9 protein-coding genes and 2 CRISPR repeat arrays are annotated in these 17,781 nt (G+C 71.0%); of the genes, 2 read left to right on the top strand and 7 right to left on the bottom strand.

The features are described 5' to 3' along the window. Positions 1-10 precede the first annotated feature (10 nt). From V2S66_RS16750 to V2S66_RS16725, 6 genes are all read right to left on the bottom strand, one after another. The gene (locus tag V2S66_RS16750) at positions 11-466 is read right to left on the bottom strand and encodes a DUF6238 family protein (protein WP_330796230.1); all 456 of its coding nucleotides are present in this window, start codon (positions 464-466) and stop codon (positions 11-13) included. Positions 467-503: 37 nt separating this feature from the next. Further along, the gene (locus tag V2S66_RS16745) at positions 504-1,976 is read right to left on the bottom strand and encodes an SCO6880 family protein (RefSeq protein ID WP_330796228.1); all 1,473 of its coding nucleotides are present in this window, start codon (positions 1,974-1,976) and stop codon (positions 504-506) included. Positions 1,977-2,115: 139 nt separating this feature from the next. After that, the gene (locus tag V2S66_RS16740) at positions 2,116-3,468 is read right to left on the bottom strand and encodes an SCO6881 family protein (protein WP_330796226.1); all 1,353 of its coding nucleotides are present in this window, start codon (positions 3,466-3,468) and stop codon (positions 2,116-2,118) included. A gap of 29 nt (positions 3,469-3,497) precedes the next feature. After that, complete coding sequence (locus V2S66_RS16735; protein ID WP_330796224.1) at positions 3,498-4,187, bottom strand: hypothetical protein; 690 nt, start codon at positions 4,185-4,187, stop codon at positions 3,498-3,500. Beyond that, the gene (locus tag V2S66_RS16730) at positions 4,187-4,495 is read right to left on the bottom strand and encodes a DUF6112 family protein (RefSeq protein WP_330796222.1); all 309 of its coding nucleotides are present in this window, start codon (positions 4,493-4,495) and stop codon (positions 4,187-4,189) included. The genes V2S66_RS16735 and V2S66_RS16730 overlap by 1 nt, the downstream gene beginning before the upstream one ends. Positions 4,496-4,598: 103 nt before the next feature. After that, a complete protein-coding gene (locus V2S66_RS16725) occupies positions 4,599-5,744 on the bottom strand; it encodes a C40 family peptidase (RefSeq protein WP_330796220.1) in 1,146 nt (381 codons plus the stop codon). Between the two features lie 579 nt (positions 5,745-6,323). On the opposite strand from V2S66_RS16725, the gene V2S66_RS16720 reads away from it, so the two are divergent. After that, positions 6,324-7,070: a DNA-methyltransferase gene (locus V2S66_RS16720; RefSeq protein ID WP_330796218.1), complete on the top strand. Its 747-nt coding sequence runs from the start codon at positions 6,324-6,326 to the stop codon at positions 7,068-7,070. Between the two features lie 124 nt (positions 7,071-7,194). On the opposite strand, the gene V2S66_RS16715 is transcribed toward V2S66_RS16720, so the two are convergent. Then, entirely contained in the window at positions 7,195-7,653 is a 459-nt protein-coding gene (locus tag V2S66_RS16715; RefSeq protein ID WP_330796217.1) for a hypothetical protein, read from the bottom strand. Between the two features lie 653 nt (positions 7,654-8,306). Beyond that, a CRISPR array of direct repeats spans positions 8,307-10,840; the repeat unit is 29 nt; unit sequence CGGGTCACCTCCGCTCGCGCGGAGAGCAC. A gap of 90 nt (positions 10,841-10,930) precedes the next feature. Further along, positions 10,931-14,498: direct repeats of the CRISPR family, unit length 29 nt; unit sequence CGGGTCACCTCCGCTCGCGCGGAGAGCAC. A gap of 129 nt (positions 14,499-14,627) precedes the next feature. Between V2S66_RS16715 and cas3 the strand changes: the two genes are divergently transcribed. Then, positions 14,628-17,549 carry a CRISPR-associated helicase Cas3' gene (cas3, locus tag V2S66_RS16710; RefSeq protein ID WP_330796216.1) on the top strand — a complete coding sequence of 974 codons (2,922 nt, stop codon included), beginning with the start codon at positions 14,628-14,630 and terminating at the stop codon, positions 17,547-17,549. The last annotated feature ends 232 nt before the right edge of the window (positions 17,550-17,781 follow it).

Below are 17,781 nucleotides of genomic sequence, written 5' to 3'. Positions count from 1 at the left end.
GGTGGTGGACTCAGTGGCGGATGAGGCCGGTGAACGGTGCGTGCAGGTCGGCCGGGGTGCTGCGGCGGCGGACCAGCCGGGCGGCGAGCTGGTGCCGGTGGCAGATGGTCAGCTCGGGAGCGCCTTCGGGCAGCCCGGCTCGGCATGCCTCGCGGTCGGGAACTTCTCCGGAGTCCGGCCGGGGGGCTGCGTGGTAGGCGGCGTGCAGGTGGTCGGCGGCCTGCCAGATCCGGGTGCGCGCGGCGCTCAGGCAGTCGCCCTCGACCGGCAAGAGTGAGCCGGTGCGCAGGGTATGGGCGTCGAGCAGTTCGTAGACGGCGACCAGGTGCTCGTGCAGCGCGTCGAGTTCCGCCCGGGGGGCGGCGAGCGGGCCGGCTGGGAGGTTGAGGGCGCGGTGGAAGTCGAGGGCGGCGGTGGCGAAGGGCACGAAGTCCTGCGCGGTCGGCGTGCTGGCGGTGCGGGACATGGGGGTGCTCTTTCGGCGGGAAGGGGTGGGGCCGGCATCAGGCGGACAGGGCGAGCGGCAGGGCGGCGGCGGTGAACGCCTCGGCCTGCTGCCAGCTCAGAACCCGCAGATCGAGCTGCGCGCCGACCGCCGCGGTCTCCACGACCGCGCACGCGGAGCGCAGTTCGTCCTCGGTGTCCGCGCTGACGGTCAGCAGGCCGGTCAGGGCGACGTCGGCGTGCCCGGCGATGAGCTGGCGCTCACGCGTCTTGATGTCCTGGTACTCGATCGAGTCGGCTTCGGAGTCGACCTGGCCGCGCCGGGCCCGCTCGGCGGCGTCCGCGATCACCGAGGCTTTCTTGCGCTGGACGTCGCGCAGCGCGGCGTCCAGTCCCTTCGGCTCGTACGACAGCGACAGGGTGCGGCGGACCCCGGCGGTGAACAGGAGCTGGTGCAGGAAGCCCGCGCTGGTCTCGATCCGGGGCCAGTTCTCGATCCAGTAGGTGGTGTGGAAGGCCGTGTCGGTGGCGATGTGGTCGGCCTTCTCCACCACCACGACCGGACCTGCGGCAGCGGGGTCGGCCGCCGGGCGGCCGGAGTCCGACCAGCGGTCCAGCGCCGCAAGGACCCTCGGGTCGTAGGCGGTCCGCACCACGGCGGCGATCTCCGTGGCGGTGAGCCAGCCCGAGGGATTGAGGCCGGCGGTACGCGCGGCCTGGTCGAAGGTGGAGGTGAGCTGCGCCAGCACGGAGAAAGCACCGGTCAGGCCACCGCCGGCCTGGTTGATCAGCCGTCGCGCGCCCTTGGCGTCCAGCGACACGGCGACGTATGCCTCGTGCGGTGCCGCGGCCGGGCCCGCGGACGCGATCAGCTCGCTGTAGACCTGCCCTGCGAGCGGGGCGTTGGGGTTGCCGTGCTCCTCCCAGTACCGGCGCAGCGCGTCCCCGGAGTCGGGGACGGTGCGCTCGACCACCTGGATCCGGGCGACCTGCCCCGTCCGCGCCAGCGCCGCCAGAGCGCGTCCCCAGCCGGACACGTTCGCGTTCTGTGTGCCCGGGTCGAGCAGCGCGTAGGCGCGGGAGGACACCTTGACCACTGCGGTCAGGGTGCCGGTGCCCGGGTGGTGGACGGCGCCGTACCGGCGGTCGGGCGCGGTGACCACCCGCAGCGAAGCGGCGGTACCGGGCAGATGAAGCAGCCCCTCGCGGATCGGTCGGCGCGACGGGCGGGCGAGCCAGACGAGCTGGCCCTGGGCGCGGCGCAGGGTGTAGCGGGCGACGATCGGTGTCCAGTCGGCGAGCGACCGGCCCCGGGAGCGGACGAAGACCAGCAGCAGGATCGCGGCCCACAGCGGGATGAGTTCCAGTGCGCCGACCACGCCCCGGGTGAGTATGACGGCCAGGAGCAGCAGACCGGTGAGGGTGACGACGATCAGTTGCGGAGCGGTCAGGCCGAGCAGGATGCCCCGGCGGCTGCGGTGCGGGAACTTCACGGTGGCCGGGGCGCCGTCAGGAATGCGGTTGTCAGGCATGGCGGGTCCAGAGGGTAGATACGGGCGGAAGCGGGCGGGTGGGACGGGGCTCTTCTCGTTCTCACGGTGGGAATCCCTGCCGGGCGTAAGGAGGGAGGGGGCGGGCTGCGCCAGGCAGCCCGCCCCGGGTGGGGGCCGGTCAGGATCCGGCGGGCGGCTGGTCGGGGAAGACCCAGCGCGTCGGGCTCTGCGATCCGTCGCCCGGCGGTCCGCCGGAGGGCTTCGGCAGAGGTTCGGTTCCGGAGCGGGCAGGAGCTGGAACTGCTGCTCCGGAGGTGCCCGCTTCGGAGCCGCCTGTGTCACCGGGCGAAGGCCGGTTGATCAGCGGGGGGATGCCGGGGCGCTGGATGAGGGCGCGGCCCTTGTCGCCGGTGGCGTTGTCGTCCTCGCCATAGCGGAAGGAGGTCCTCGGACTCGGCGTGCCGTCGATGCCTTCCTTGCTGAGGTGGGACCCGGCAGGGTCGATACCGGAAGCGACGCCGTCGGCGCCTGCACCGGGTACCTGGCTGGGGCCTTGTGGCGCGGGTGCTCCGGTGCCGGCGCGCATGGCGAGGCTGCCTGCGGTCTTGGCGGCGCCAGCGGCGACCGCCATTCCCGCGATGCCGCTGCGGTGTAGGTCGTCGTGGCCGCCGCCGTCGGACGCCCAGTGCACGAACTTGTACGTGGCGTACGGGCACAGCAGCACCAGGACCATCACGACCAGGCCGGCCATCGCATCCGACAGCGCGCCGAGACCGTCGGCCGGATCGGACTTGCCCATCGCCGAGACGCCGATCAGGAACACCACGGTCATCAGCAGCTTGCTCACGACGAGGGTGGCGGTGGCCTCGATCCAGCCGCGCCGCCAGCGCTTGGCGACCTCCCAGCCGCCGCCGGATCCAGCGAAGACCGCGAGGGCGACCAGGATGAGCACGCCGACCTTGCGGGCGACCATGACGCCCCAGTACATGAACGCCCCGATGGCCATGCCGAAGGCGACCAGGGCGGGCACGCCCCAGCCCAGGCCGAACATCATCCCGAGTTCGTTGACTTCGACCACGCGGCGGATGGCGTCGGCGATGGAGGTGTGCGCGGCCTGGAAGAGGCCGTCGGACAGGGCGTCGACCACCGTGATCGCAACGGAGGTGAAGGCGACGGCGCAGAAGGAGAACAGGACGCCCACCATCGTGCCGATCGCGGCCTGCGCCAAGGCGCGTTCGTCGCGGCGCCAGGCGGCGAACATCAGCTGCAGGCAGAACGTGCCCACCGTCAGGACCAGGCCGATCGGCAGCAGCAGCTCGTAGTTGTCGCGGAACCAGGGGGCGTTCAGGTCGATGGCGGTGGTCTCGTTGACCGCGCGGGCGGCGAGGTCGGCGGCGCTGGCGGCCAGATCGCCTGCGGATTTCGCCAGCCAGGCGCCGATGCCGTCAGTGACGGCCTGGCCGGTGCTGGAGACGACGCCGCCGATGGTGTCGCACACCGTCGACATCAGGGGGAGATCACAGGCTCCCATGGGGGGTTCCTCCTTTCGCAAGAGGGCAGTTAGGGCGCGACGTTCGGCAGGGCGCCGGCGAGCGAGCAGGGCTGGTCGGGGCGGCACTGGACGGCGAGGGTGATCGCGCGGGCCTCGGCGCCTCCGCGGGGTGAGCCGGTCCAGGCGATGGACTGCTGACCGGTGACGGTGACGGCGTAGACGTACGCGGTGGTGATCGCGCCCGGATCCGCCTGCAGGGCCTGGGTGAAGGAGGCGGGGAAGTGCGCCTCGTTGACCGTCGCGGTGGCGAACTGGGCGTTGTCTCCCATCCGCTCCCACAGCACGGGCGAGGGCACGAGGGCGTCGACCGACGCGCGGTCGGCGTACTTGGTCTCGCCGGTCAGCCAGCGATGGAGGGCCGAGACCAGCTCGGACTGGGAGTAAGCGCGGGTGTCGTAGGACCAGAGTGCTACGGCCGCCGCCTTCCCGAAGACGATCGGGTCGTGTGCGTCCGGCGGGACGGGCAGCGTGCTGTTCACGCCGTGTGGTGGCGGTGTCGTCGCCGGCGCGGAGGAGCCGGGCGTCGGGGAGGCCGACGTCGTCTGCTGGACCGTCGCCTTGGTGGAAGAGCGGCCGTCGCGGGTGAGGTAGGCGGTGAGCCCGGCGAGGGCGACGAGCACCACCAGCACGACCGTGCCGAGCAGGGCCCGGCGGCGTACACGCGACGGGCCGCCCGCGTTCGAGGACGTGGCAGGCATCAGTGGACCTGCGTTCCGAGCGTGGAGAAGAACGCGACGATGCCGTTGGCGGCACCGAGCAGGAGGGCCGCGCCGGCGGAGACCAGGACGCCCTTCTTGCCGTTGGCCTCGGCCTGGTGGCCGCCGGAGTGGTGGCCCCAGGCCCACACCCCGGCGCTGACCGCCATCGCCCCGACCACGCCGATGATTCCGAACAGATTGATCGAGCCCATCACCTGCTTGAGCACGGCCAGGCCCGGCAGCCCGCCCTCGTTCGGCTTGATCCCGGGGTCGTAGGCAAGCCGTATCACCTTGTCGGCGAGGAACATTGGGAACTCCAGTTCGATTTGAGGCGCGTCAAAGGCCGCTTGGGCGCAGCCATGGCGCGGAGGAGACGGGAGGAGAGGAGAGGGGAGGTGGAAGAAGTGACGGTCAGACGACGCGGCGGGCCGCGAGGATCTGCGGCTTCCAGTCGGCGAGGGTGTTGATGTCCACCACGGCGCCGGTGTGCGGGGCGTTGACGATCAGGCCCGAGCCGATGAACATCCCGACGTGCTGCGGGACTTCGGCCGTGCCCTCGGTGAAGACGAGATCACCGGGCTGAAGGGCATCGACCGAAACCGGCTTGCCCTCTTTGACCTGCGTGTACGTCGTCCGGGACAGCGTGACGCCAGCGGCCTTGTAGGACTGCTGCATCAAACTGGAGCAGTCGCAGCGGCCCATCGGATCCGGACCGTGGGAATCGGTACAACTCCCGCCCCACTGGTAATCCGTCCCGAGCTGGCCCAGCGCCCAGCGGATCGCGGTCTGCACCACCGCCGGAGCGTCGGCCGGAATCGTGTATCCGGCCGGCACCGAACCCGGCGGGATGACCCCGAAGTCCGTACCGTCCCCGCCCGGAGCGCAGCCCCCTCCGATACCGCCGCGCACGGTGCTGGTGGGAGCGGAGCCCGAAGGGGCAGGCGTCGGCGTGGCACCGCCGGTCGGTGCCAGCAGCGAATCCAGTGCCCTCTGCACGGCGGTCGCCAGCGGATCCCACTTCGCGTAGGCGTCGGGGAAGGCCGACTTCTGCACCGCCTGAGCAGCCTGGGCGACCGACAGCGACTGCCACCCGGTCACCTGCTCCAGCGCCTCATAGAACTTCGTCGAGGCGTGGACCGGGTCGAGGATCTCGGTCGCGGTACCCCAGCCCTGCGACGGCCGCTGCTGAAACAGTCCCAGCGAATCGCGGTCGCCGTAGGTGAGGTTGCGCAGACCGCTCTCCTGCAACGCGGTCGCCAGCGCCACGATCTGCCCGCGGGCAGGGATGCCCTTGGCCAGGCCCGTGGCCTGGATGGCCTTGGCGTTGGGCACCTGCTCGGCCGGGTCATCCAGCCCCGCAACCGCGATGGTGCCGGTGCTGCCGCCGTCCAGAATGGCCTTCACCTGTGCGGCTACCGCTGCGTTGTCCACAGCCTGTGCACCGCTGGTGGAACACGAGGCCGCCGCGCTCCCGGCGGTGATGCCGAGCAGGGGAACGGCCAGCAGCAGCGGACCGGCAGCGGCCAGTCCGACGACGGCTCCGGCGGTCTTCTTCATCGCGGCCGCCACCGCCCGCCGAGGCCAAGGGCGCTATCGAGTAGTGAAGTTGGGTCGGGGCGTGGGTGGATCAGGGCGTGCTGCATCGCAGCGGCTCCTTGCTGTTCGTAGGAGGCGCGGTGCCGGCTTCTCGTGCAAAGCCGCCGGCACCGCGCCGGTGTGAATCCGCCCCTGGGGCGGGCCCGGATCATAGGAGTTGGTAGCTCCCGGACGCCGGTGTCAGGTCATGCGCGGCAGCCAGCCGCGCTCGTAATCTCAGGCGATACACAAAAGCCCCCTGGTAGGTGTTTTTGATTGAGGCGAACGCGTCTGTCCGGTGGCCCTATTGGATGGGGCAACACGGATCAGAACAGGTCAACACGGGTGAAGCGGCGCTCCGCTTTGGTGACTTGGCGAGACAGTAGACCGGAAATCCGGACGCACCAAATGGCCCCGGGCAACGGTGTGGAGAGTGCCCAGTCTCGTTAGGCCGGTCCGGAATTGGCGGCTACCCTCCGGCGCAACCCCTGCTCCGAATGCCGCCGCTCGGCATTCCCCGGAGCGGGCAACTCCGCTGCGCCCAGGAAAGAGGCCCCGCGCATGACCTACACGCTGCACCGAGGCGACGCCCTCACGGTGCTCAAGACCATCCCCGACGAGTCCGTCCACGCCGTCATCACCGACCCGCCGTACAACTCCGGCGGGCGCACCAGCTCCGACCGCACCGGCCGTACCGCCCGTGCCAAATATGTCACCAGCAACAGCGCGCACGACCTGCAGACATTCCCCGGGGAGAACCGCGACCAGCGCAGCTACCGGTCCTGGCTGACCGAACTGCTGACCGAGGCGTACCGGGCCGCGGTCGAGCACGCGGTGGCCGTGGTGTTCTCCGACTGGCGCCAGGAACCCACCACCAGCGACGCCCTGCAGATGGCGGGCTGGACCTGGTCGGGCACGATCCCGTGGATCAAGCCCGCCAGCCGGCCGAGGAAGGGCGGCTTCAAGCAGGCGTCGGAGTTCATCGCCTGGGGTGTCAAGGGCAGCCTCGACCGCAGCCGGGACCTCTACCTGCCCGGCTACTTCATCGCCTCCCAGCCCCGCAAGGACCGGGTCCACATCACCCAGAAGCCGGTCGAGGTCATGCAGCAGCTCGTCCGCATCTGCCCCGAAGACGGCACCGTCCTCGACCCGTTCACCGGCAGCGGCTCCACCGGAGTCGCCGCCCTGCGCGAAGGCCGCCACTTCATCGGCGTCGAACTCTCCGACCACTACGCCGCCGTCGCCGAACGCAGGCTCCAGGCAGAGCTGACCCAGGACGACTTCATCCTGGCCGGCCCCGAGGAGTGAGCATGAGAACCCCCAGACCGGGCCGGCATACGGTAGACGCAAAAAAGGGCGGTTGGTGTACCGGAGAACCGGTGCACCAACCGCTCTTCCTCTTGTTGTCAGGCCGCCTCGAACGACTGCCGGATCAGCGGTCCAGCCTTGTCCAAGTCGGCCGCCGACGAGATACGAACCTCCAGGTCACCCGCCCCAGGTGACGGATCCCGCGCATATCGCGCGTGAAGCCCTCCTCCAGCACGACCGTGTCCGGGTCGAGGGAGAGGTACACCAGGATGATCCCGTACAACGGACGGAAGAGGACCGACGTAAGGTTCACCATCCGCCGGTAGGCGATGTAGTGGCGAAGGTGAGCCACCTCCACCTCGCCCCATGCGGTCAACCCCTCGTCCGGCTCTCCGCACAGGTCCTGCAGACAGCCGGGAACGCTGGTCGGTGCCGCCCGGAGTCCGTCGCCGGCACCGGTCGCTGCCCGCCTCTCCCGGATGCCCTGCCGCGCTGACGCCGAACCGGGGGATCCGGGCGAGGACTCGATCAGCATCAGGCTCAGCAGGCCCCCGTCGAAGACCCGGCAGCGCACCAGGTCCATCCGTCTTCGGTTGTCGTACACCGAGACCCGGTCATGCCGGGAGAAGTCGCCGGCGATACACCTCCGCTCGCGCGGAGAGCACAGCACCACGCGGCGCTTGTGTGCTAGCTGCGCCGGGTCACCTCCGCTCGCGCGGAGAGCACGGACAGGACGAGCCGGGCCAGCGCGCTCCGCGAGGGTCACCTCCGCTCGCGCGGAGAGCACACGTACGGCAACGCCTCCACCAACGGCTCCTACGGGTCACCTCCGCTCGCGGAGAGCACAAGTGCGCGGTCGTCGTGCCGGAGAAGCCGAGCGGGTCACCTCCGCTCGCGCGGAGAGCACTGGTCCAGCGCGGCGGCGGTCGCCGCGTCGGTCGGGTCACCTCCGCTCGCGCGGAGAGCACCAGTGGTGGTCTGGTCGGTCACGGTGCGGAGCCGGGTCACCTCCGCTTGCGCGGAGAGCACCGGGTGTGGGATCTCCTCGCCGAGTCCGCGGTCGGGTCACCTCCGCTCGCGCGGAGAGCACAATTGAATTTCTCGAATTTCAGCGGCGAGCGGCGGGTCACCTCCGCTCGCGTGGAGAGCACGCGTTCTCCCGCTGCCGCCAGGCGTCCATGACCGGGTCACCTCCGTTCGAGCACTCCCGGATGACGGCCACAGGGCGGAACGCCCCCGGGTCACCTCCGCTCGCGCGGAGAGCACGTGTTGACGTGCACGAACTGGCTGTTGAGGTATGGGTCACCTCCGCTCGCGCGGAGAGCACGCCGACCCGTATTGGCCAGTCGGTCGGCATGCCGGGTCACCTCCGCTCGCGCGGAGAGCACACGAGCCACCGTAGCCGACGGTGCGGCGGGTCATCGGGTCACCTCCGCTCGCGCGGAGAGCACCACCGGGCCGCTCATCCCCGTTACCCGTGCTGCGGGTCACCTCCGCTCGCGCGGAGAGCACTATCCCCAGCGTCCGGTCGGGCTGGGTGCTGCCGGGTCACCTCCGCTCGCGCGGAGAGCACTCGACCGCGGCGGCCTGGCTCGCGTTCTCGGTCCGGGTCACCTCCGCTCGCGCGGAGGGCACTGACCTGCCGGGATGGCGGGAAGAGATCTAGACGGGTCACCTCCGCTCGCGCGGAGAGCACGCATGTGGAGTACCGAATCATTTTTTCTAGACCGGGTCACCTCCGCTCGCGCGGAGAGCACCCCGATACCTCGGGTGTCGACCTCGCCAGGCCCGGGTCACCTCCGCTCGCGCGGAGAGCACTCACGCAGCTCGCGGGGAGATCCGCGCTCCGCTGGGTCACCTCCGCTCGCGCGGAGAGCACGGGTCCGGCGGCGGGAAGTCCGCGTTCCTTCACGGGTCACCTCCGCTCGCGCGGAGAGCACGGGTCCGGCGGCGGGAAGTCCGCGTTCCTTCACGGGTCACCTCCGGACGCGCGGAGAGCACCAGCTGTACAACGAGCACACCATGCGGTTTGGCGGGTCACCTCCGCTCGCGCGGAGAGCACACCGTGGAGCCCGCCGCGGCGTTGCCCGCCGACGGGTCACCTCCGCTCGCGCGGAGAGCACTCATGGGCTGGCCTCTTGAGTTGGGTGCAGTGCGGGTCACCTCCGCTCGCGCGGAGAGCACGGGATCTGGCCGGCCGGAGCCTCGCCGGGCACCGGGTCACCTCCGCTCGCGCGGAGAGCACTCCTGATATCCGCTTTGGGTGTCCGAAATGGACGGGTCACCTCCGCTCGCGCGGAGAGCACTGATCGAGGCGTGATGCCGATGGGGTCGCCCGCGGGTCACCTCCGCTCGCGCGGAGAGCACCGCGTGAACTTCGGCTCGTTCTGGGAGATGGCCGGGTCACCTCCGCTCGCGCGGAGAGCACACCCTCGACGGCGAGTTGATGCCGAGGAAGCTCGGGTCACCTCCGCTCGCGCGGAGAGCACATGTCCTGCTCCAGCGCGCCGGACTTGAACGCCGGGTCACCTCCGCTCGCGCGGAGAGCACCGCTCGCGCTGCTCCTTCAGCTGCTGCAGCGCCGGGTCACCTCCGCTCGCGCGGAGAGCACGCGTGCCACGCCTGGACCTTCGCCAGGTCGAACGGGTCACCTCCGCTCGCGCGGAGAGCACGTCGTCCGGGGTGCCCTTGCGCCACTGGTCGGCGGGTCACCTCCGCTCGCGCGGAGAGCACGTCGTCCGGGGTGCCCTTGCGCCACTGGTCGGCGGGTCACCTCCGCTCGCGCGGAGAGCACACCATCGCCGGGGGTGCCGTCGAGACCCCCGGCGGGTCACCTCCGCTCGCGCGGAGAGCACACGCGCTCGCCGCGCTCCTGCCGGGCTCCGTGCGGGTCACCTCCGCTCGCGCGGAGAGCACACGCGCTCGCCGCGCTCCTGCCGGGCTCCGTGCGGGTCACCTCCGCTCGCGCGGAGAGCACGCGCCCACACCCGCACCGTGACGCCCTGCACGCGGGTCACCTCCGCTCGCGCGGAGAGCACCGACACCAGCGCAGGAGCGACCAGACGAGGAACGGGTCACCTCCGCTCGCGCGGAGAGCACGTCGACACGATCGAGCTGCCCGACGACGCGGCCGGGTCACCTCCGCTCGCGCGGAGAGCACCTGTGGTCCAACCGCGAACTCGGCAACACCCTCGGGTCACCTCCGCTCGCGCGGAGAGCACAGGTCGCGGGCGGCGCGCTCGCTGGCGTCCATCGGGTCACCTCCGCTCGCGCGGAGAGCACGAACCCCCATCGAGCGGCACTCTGCATCACGTCGGGTCACCTCCGCTCGCGCGGAGAGCACTGCAGTACTGCAAGATGGACTCCGTCCTTGGGCGGGTCACCTCCGCTCGCGCGGAGAGCATCGCTGCTGCAGCATCCGCGCCTCGTACGTCAGCGGGTCACCTCCGCTCGCGCGGAGAGCACCCTATGTGACGGTTGGCGGGTTCGCCCGGCCGCGGGTCACCTCCGCTCGCGCGGAGAGCACGCCCGGATGACCTGCTGGTACTCCTCGGCCTGCGGGTCACCTCCGCTCGCGCGGAGAGCACCTCAAGGCCGAACAGCTCCTCGCCGGAACCGACGGGTCACCTCCGCTCGCGCGGAGAGCACCACGACCGGCCGAGCCAAATCCGGTCGCGCGCCGGGTCACCTCCGCTCGCGCGGAGAGCACGTCGAACAGCAGGTCGCGGCCTGGCGGATCGGCGGGTCACCTCCGCTCGCGCGGAGAGCACCGCTCGGCCTCCCGCACCAGGCCGGAGCCGTCCGGGTCCTCCGCTCGCGCGGAGAGCACAAGCAGACGTCCCTCTCGCGCCTGGACGGGTACGGGTCACCTCCGCTCGCGCGGAGAGCACTCCCGGTCGTCGCGGCGCTCGGCGGCCCAGTCCGGGTCACCTCCGCTCGCGCGGAGAGCACGTTCCTCAAGACCACCTAGATCCGCCCTGGCCCGGGTCACCTCCGCTCGCGCGGAGAGCACCCCTCCCGCCCGATCACGGACCCGGAGCACGCCGGGTCACCTCCGCTCGCGCGGAGAGCACGGGCCGAATTCGCAGAGGCGCTGCCCGTGGTGCGGGTCACCTCCGCTCGCGCGGAGAGCACCCGCTCACGCCAAAAGAAACGCCGTCTAATACTGGGTCACCTCCGCTCGCGCGGAGAGCACCTTGCTGGGGCGGATCGGAGACACGGAGAGTCCGGGTCACCTCCGCTCGCGCGGAGAGCACGGACCAGAAGGACAGGGACGAACGATGGAGCACGGGTCACCTCCGCTCGCGCGGAGAGCACTTGGCCTGCTCGGCCTCCAGTGCGCGGGCCGCCGGGTCACCTCCGCTCGCGCGGAGAGCACGATGCGGGGTGTCACGACGCCTCCTTCTCGGCCGGGTCACCTCCGCTCGCGCGGAGAGCACGCCCTGGAAGGACGCGACCGCGGTGTCGAAGGCGGGTCACCTCCGCTCGCGCGGAGAGCACGGACCCCGTCGCCCCCGAGGCGGCAAGCGTGCGGGGTCACCTCCGCTCGCGCGGAGAGCACACGTCCACCTCGTTAGGCAAAGTGTCTATCTGCGGGTCACCTCCGCTCGCGCGGAGAGCACCGCGCGGTCCATGACGTGCTCTGTGTCGGTCTCGGGTCACCTCCGCTCGCGCGGAGAGCACCATCAAACGCTACCGTCAGCAACCGTTGTCAACGGGTCACCTCCGCTCGCGCGGAGAGCACGCAACACCCTCTCCCAGCCGCAACTGGTCCACCGGGTCACCTCCGCTCGCGCGGAGAGCACGCGGACTCGTCGCTGACGGCGCCGAAGTTGAGCGGGTCACCTCCGCTCGCGCGGAGAGCACCCGTCAGGAGTTTGACGACCCGGCTGGCTGCGCGGGTCACCTCCGCTCGCGCGGAGAGCACTGCGGTCGTGGTTGCGACTCATGTTGCTGGTCCGGGTCACCTCCGCTCGCGCGGAGAGCACGGAGCAATGATCGTGGTTCAGGCGCTCGCGCACGGGTCACCTCCGCTCGCGCGGAGAGCACCCCGCGTCCAGGTGCCCACCCGGGAGCGCCCACGGGTCACCTCCGCTCGCGCGGAGAGCACGACCCGAAGAACCTCGCCCCGTTCGGAGGCGCCGGGTCACCTCCGCTCGCGCGGAGAGCACGACCATTCGCCGGGCCTGTCGCCGTCCTGGTTCGGGTCACCTCCGCTCGCGCGGAGAGCACTTCGTGGTTTGGCGGGATGCGCCGTACTCATCCGGGTCACCTCCGCTCGCGCGGAGAGCACTGGTGGACGCCCTGCGGGGCCGCGGGCAGGTGCGGGTCACCTCCGCTCGCGCGGAGAGCACCGCGGATGACGGCCAGGCAGTCGGGGCACCACCGGGTCACCTCCGCTCGCGCGGAGAGCACCAGAAACTGATCGGCGCCACATGGAACGCCGCCGGGTCACCTCCGCTCGCGCGGAGAGCACTCCTTGCTCATGACGGCGAGGGTGGCAGCCCGCGGGTCACCTCCGCTCGCGCGGAGAGCACGAATCTCCGTGACGATGCGCTCGCACAGCTCGTGGGTCACCTCCGCTCGCGCGGAGAGCACGTCACTCCTGCGGAGCTGCTCGGCACGCAGGGCGGGTCACCTCCGCTCGCGCGGAGAGCACGGCAGCGCTGCCGACGCGGACGTGACCGGATACGGGTCACCTCCGCTCGCGCGGAGAGCACTGGGGCTCTGCCCCGCCGTCGGTTGCGGCCGGCGGGTCACCTCCGCTCGCGCGGAGAGCACCGGCGATGAGGGCGAGCCACACCGCGGGTTCTCGGGTCACCTCCGCTCGCGCGGAGAGCACTACCGGTCGGCGATGGCGCTCCTCACCTCGCCCGGGTCACCTCCGCTCGCGCGGAGAGCACCGGCACGGTGGAGCCGTCGCGGAGCCACGCGACGGGTCACCTCCGCTCGCGCGGAGAGCACGCCTGCAGGAGCCCGCGGTGCGCCTGCGCCGCCGGGTCACCTCCGCTCGCGCGGAGAGCACATCTGTACCGCCTCACGCTCGGGTACGTCGTGCGGGTCACCTCCGCTCGCGCGGAGAGCACTCGCCGAAGACGGCCAAGCCGGCCGCGACGTCCGGGTCACCTCCGCTCGCGCGGAGAGCACCGGCGCGAGGTACATGTACCCGGACAGGAATGCGGGTCACCTCCGCTCGCGCGGAGAGCACAGGAGCTGGCGGCGTGGGCCGCGGGCAGACTGCGGGTCACCTCCGCTCGCGCGGAGAGCACTCATACGCGGCCGAGACCAGCAGCGCGGCCAACGGGTCACCTCCGCTCGCGCGGAGAGCACGCCGGTCATCTTGGCGCGAGTCCCCATGACGGCGGGTCACCTCCGCTCGCGCGGAGAGCACTAGCGTTCGTCCATGATTGCGACGGTCACGGGCGGGTCACCTCCGCTCGCGCGGAGAGCACCTTGGCGAACTCGCTGGCGATCTCCCGGTCGGCGGGTCACCTCCGCTCGCGCGGAGAGCACACAGCACGGACTGTCCGAAGTCGCCGGCATCGCGGGTCACCTCCGCTCGCGCGGAGAGCACCGGGCCCACCGGCGGTGTGCGGCGAGCTCGGTCGGGTCACCTCCGCTCGCGCGGAGAGCACGCCAGGGTGACCAGGGCCGGGTCGGGGAGGGCTGGGTCACCTCCGCTCGCGCGGAGAGCACGATCCCCTCGGGGAGCGCGCCGTTCGGGTCCGCGGGTCACCTCCGCTCGCGCGGAGAGCACAGAGGAGAACCGATCGTGCAGACCATGCCGTACGGGTCACCTCCGCTCGCGCGGAGAGCACGCGACCAGCGCCAGCGACGCGCCCCGGGCGGCCGGGTCACCTCCGCTCGCGCGGAGAGCACCCGTGGAAGAAGGTACCGGCGGAGAACAGGTCCGGGTCACCTCCGCTCGCGCGGAGAGCACGAGAAGAAGTCGCCCAGGCCGTAGAGCCTGGACGGGTCACCTCCGCTCGCGCGGAGAGCACCCGGGAACCACACGCGACGCCGCTTACGGGCGCGGGTCACCTCCGCTCGCGCGGAGAGCACGATCACGCGAGGACGCCGTTTTCAGCCGCGTCCGGGTCACCTCCGCTCGCGCGGAGAGCACGCGCAGTTGTGGACAAACGGGCAGGTCAGGGGCGGGTCACCTCCGCTCGCGCGGAGAGCACAGGTCGGGACCGAGCGTGTCCTGGTACAGGTGCGGGTCACCTCCGCTCGCGCGGAGAGCACAACTCGCGTACGGCCGGGCCCGGGCGGTCCTGCGGGTCACCTCCGCTCGCGCGGAGAGCACGGGTGCGTTCCACAGCCCGAGCCGGGTCAGGTCGGGTCACCTCCGCTCGCGCGGAGAGCACATCGTCGTCCCTCAGACGTTGGGGACGTGGAGCGGGTCACCTCCGCTCGCGCGGAGAGCACACTTCCTGACCTGCGCCTCTACAGCGGCTTTGCATTTCCTTTGCCCTTTCGAAGGGGTGCTGAAGCAAGCCCTCGGGCTGTATCGGTCGGTCGCATGAACGGGATTGTAGGGCTCAGGCGCTGGGCGGGATGGCGTTCTCTTATCCGGGGTCGGTTGTCGGTGGTGGCTGCTATGCCTGGGGCATGATGACAGGGAATGGTGCGGCGGCCCCGGTGGGCCGGGTGGACTGCCGCATGTGGGGGAAAGAGAAGAACCTGCCCAGGACGTATCCGGTGGTGTGTCACATGCTGGATACGGCGGCGGTGTTCCTGGCTTTGTGGGACGGGTTGGTCGGAGCCGGGACGCGGGAGCGTGTCGGGCGGGCGCTGGGGCTCGGGGCTGTGGAGACGCGGGCCGTGCTGTCGTTCTGGGCCGGGTTGCACGACCTGGGGAAGATCACGCCGCCGTTCCAGGCGCAGGTCCCGGCGGCGTTCGCGGGCGTGCGGGCGGATGAGGCGTACGGGTTCGTGCCGGGGGCGGACAAGGAGCGGCAGTTCAGGCACGAGATGGGCACGCACTGGGCGCTGGCCGGGCTCTTCGCCGAGGGCGGTTATCCGGGTGGGGGTGCCAAGTCGCAGCGGGGGGCGGTGAGTCACCAGGTCGCACAGTTGCTGGGCGGCCACCACGGTCGTTTCGGTGCGGTACTCAAAGCGCGGGAGTTGGCGCAGGCCAGTGCGTACCAGGCTGGGCTGGGGGAAGAGGGGTGGGCCGATCAGCGTCGTGCGCACTTCGTGGAGCTGCGGCGGGTGACGGGAGGCGATGCTGTACCGAAGGCTGGTCTTCCCGTCGAGTTGGCCGTCGTGGTGAGCGGTTTGGTGGTGGTTTCCGACTGGCTGGCCAGCCAGACGGAGGCGATCGTGCCGCTGATGCCGGAGGCCGGCTGGCAGGGCGCGCCGACGGAGATCGACGCTCACTGGCAGCGAGCCTTGGCGGCAGCCGCGGGTCGGGTGAAGGATGCGCGCCTTGGACGCGTCGCTTTCCGTACCGACGACTTCGGCGCGATGTTCCCCTTCACGCCCAACGCCCTCCAGGGTGACCTCGTTGCCGGCCTTCCGGAGCTGGTGGCCGAGCACGGTACGGGCCTGATACTGGTCACCGCGCCGACCGGCGACGGAAAGACCGAGGCGGCGCTGTTCGCGGCGTCGTTACTCGGCCGTGCGGCGGGAGCGCGGGGGGTGTACTTCGCGCTGCCCACCATGGCGACGGCCAACGGCATGTACCCGCGGGTGGCGGATTTCGCGGACAACGCGCTGGGCGGTGAGCGCGCTCTGACGCTGCTGCACTCCATGGCCTGGCTCAGCCCCCTCTGCACAGGCGACGACTCGAACGACGCCGACGGGAGCGGTGAGGCCAGCGCCGATCGCGCAACGGCCCTGGAAGCCGACTCGTGGCTGCGTGGCGCCAAACGCGGACTACTCGCCCCCCTCGGCGTCGGCACGATCGACCAGGCGCTCGCAGCCGTCCTGCCGCTCACCCACAACGCCCTGCGCTTGTTCGCCTTGTCCGACAAGGTCTTCGTCGTCGACGAGGCGCATGCGTACGGGCCGTGGATGCACAAACTGCTCACCATTCTTTTGGAGTGGCTGGGGGCCTTCCGTGCGCCGGTCGTCCTGCTGTCGGCGACGCTCTCCGGCCGTACGGCCGGGTCGCTGGTGGACGCCTACCGGCGAGGTGCGGGGTTCCTGGAACCGTCGAGGGTCGAACCCTGCTATCCCGGCTGGGTCTTCGTCGACAGTGGGACAGGTGGAGTCTCCCAGCCGCGCGCCACGGGAAGTGAGCGTGCGCGGGTCCTTGAGGTGCCGGTACGTCGGGTCGTGTGGGACACCGCTGACGCCGGGCGCAGCCCGCTGCGCAGGGGTGGCCGGCGACAGGTCCTGCGGGAGGAACTGCGTCCGGTCGCCGAGCACGGTGGTACGGCGCTGGTGTGCTGCACCACGGTCGCCGAAGCGCAGGCCACCTACCGGGAGGTGCGTGCGGCCTTTCCCGAACTGGCTGTGAGGGGTGGCGGGGTTCGGCTGCTACATTCCCGCTATCCGGCCGACGTCCGCCAGCACATCACCGACGAGTGCCTGGCGGCGTACGGGAAGCCGCGTACGCCGGAGGAGGTGTCCAGGCCGCGGCCCGCATCCATCCTCGTGGCCACCCAGGTGGTCGAGCAGTCCCTGGATCTCGACTTCGACCTGATCGTCAGCGATCTCGCTCCGTTGGCCCAACTCCTCCAGAGGGCCGGTCGCGCCCGCCGACATGCCCGCGGTCCGCAAGGGCGCCCGGCGTGGGCCCGGTCGGAGGACCGGCCCCGGCTGGTGGTGCTCGAACCAGTGGACGCCGAGGGCAAGACCGACCGACCGCGCACGTGGGGGTCCGTCTACGACCGGGGAACCCTCACCCGCACCGCCGGTCTTCTGCATGCCACCCCGGAGGCCGGGATAGCTGTTCCGGGCGATGTCCAGGAGCTGGTCGACTTCGTCTACGCCGAGGACTTCGTCGACCTTCTCGACGCCGCGTCCCAACGCGAACTCCGCCAGATGGACGCCGAACGCCAAGCCGATGAGATGGCCCAGAAGCACCTCGCCACCATGGTCGGCATCGACGCACCCGCAGACGTGCACGACGATCTGTACCAGCTCAGCCGTCGCGAGGCCGGTGTCACCGAGGAACTGCTCACGACGCGCCTCGGCGTCGACACAGGCCGTCTGTTGTGCTTGTACGAACAGCCCGACGGAACAACCCTCACCCTTGATGAGAACGGTGAGACGAGCCTCCCAGAGGACCGTCGTCACGGTCCGTCCCGTGCCGAACTCGCGCAGATCACGGCCCATATCTCGCCCGTGCCCGGTAAGTGGCTCCTGGGGGAGGGCGAGGCCGACCTCGTACCCCGGACCTGGCAGGAACGGTCGATGCTGCGGGACGTGGTTCCTCTACGGATGCGGCCGCAAGGGGCAGGCGTCTGGCGGGGGAGCCATGGCGGGCGGTCGATCACGATCTCCGAAGTCGGATTGGAGGCCACCTGAGCTCCCGTCGGGTACGATGCCGACGACGGGCTGATGCGTAGTCAGGTCCTATCCCAGACGTGACATGCTTCTGGAATGGGAATAGTCCTCGCGCCGTCCCCCACCGTGGCCATGAGGGTTCCTTGGGAGGCATTCCAGGTGGCCACGGTGGGGCCCGCCCGTACCTACGGGCATGAGGAGCGACCTGTCCTGTCCTCCGACGTGACATGCGGGTCACCTCCGCGTGTGCGGA

The organism is Actinacidiphila polyblastidii, assembly GCF_036353415.1.
In the GTDB taxonomy this organism is placed as follows: domain Bacteria; phylum Actinomycetota; class Actinomycetes; order Streptomycetales; family Streptomycetaceae; genus Actinacidiphila; species Actinacidiphila polyblastidii.
This window is presented reverse-complemented; position numbering and strand designations above follow the sequence as displayed.

Excerpts from the sequence above, each read along its gene's own strand:
- V2S66_RS16750 (WP_330796230.1), bottom strand. The coding sequence starts at position 466 with ATGTCCCGCACCGCCAGCACGCCGACCGCGCAGGACTTCGTGCCCTTC.
- V2S66_RS16745 (WP_330796228.1), bottom strand. The coding sequence starts at position 1,976 with ATGCCTGACAACCGCATTCCTGACGGCGCCCCGGCCACCGTGAAGTTC.
- V2S66_RS16740 (WP_330796226.1), bottom strand. The coding sequence starts at position 3,468 with ATGGGAGCCTGTGATCTCCCCCTGATGTCGACGGTGTGCGACACCATC.
- V2S66_RS16735 (WP_330796224.1), bottom strand. The coding sequence starts at position 4,187 with ATGCCTGCCACGTCCTCGAACGCGGGCGGCCCGTCGCGTGTACGCCGC.
- V2S66_RS16730 (WP_330796222.1), bottom strand. The coding sequence starts at position 4,495 with ATGTTCCTCGCCGACAAGGTGATACGGCTTGCCTACGACCCCGGGATC.
- V2S66_RS16725 (WP_330796220.1), bottom strand. The coding sequence starts at position 5,744 with ATGAAGAAGACCGCCGGAGCCGTCGTCGGACTGGCCGCTGCCGGTCCG.
- V2S66_RS16720 (WP_330796218.1), top strand. The coding sequence starts at position 6,324 with ATGACCTACACGCTGCACCGAGGCGACGCCCTCACGGTGCTCAAGACC.
- V2S66_RS16715 (WP_330796217.1), bottom strand. The coding sequence starts at position 7,653 with ATGGACCTGGTGCGCTGCCGGGTCTTCGACGGGGGCCTGCTGAGCCTG.
- cas3 (WP_330796216.1), top strand. The coding sequence starts at position 14,628 with ATGGCGTTCTCTTATCCGGGGTCGGTTGTCGGTGGTGGCTGCTATGCC.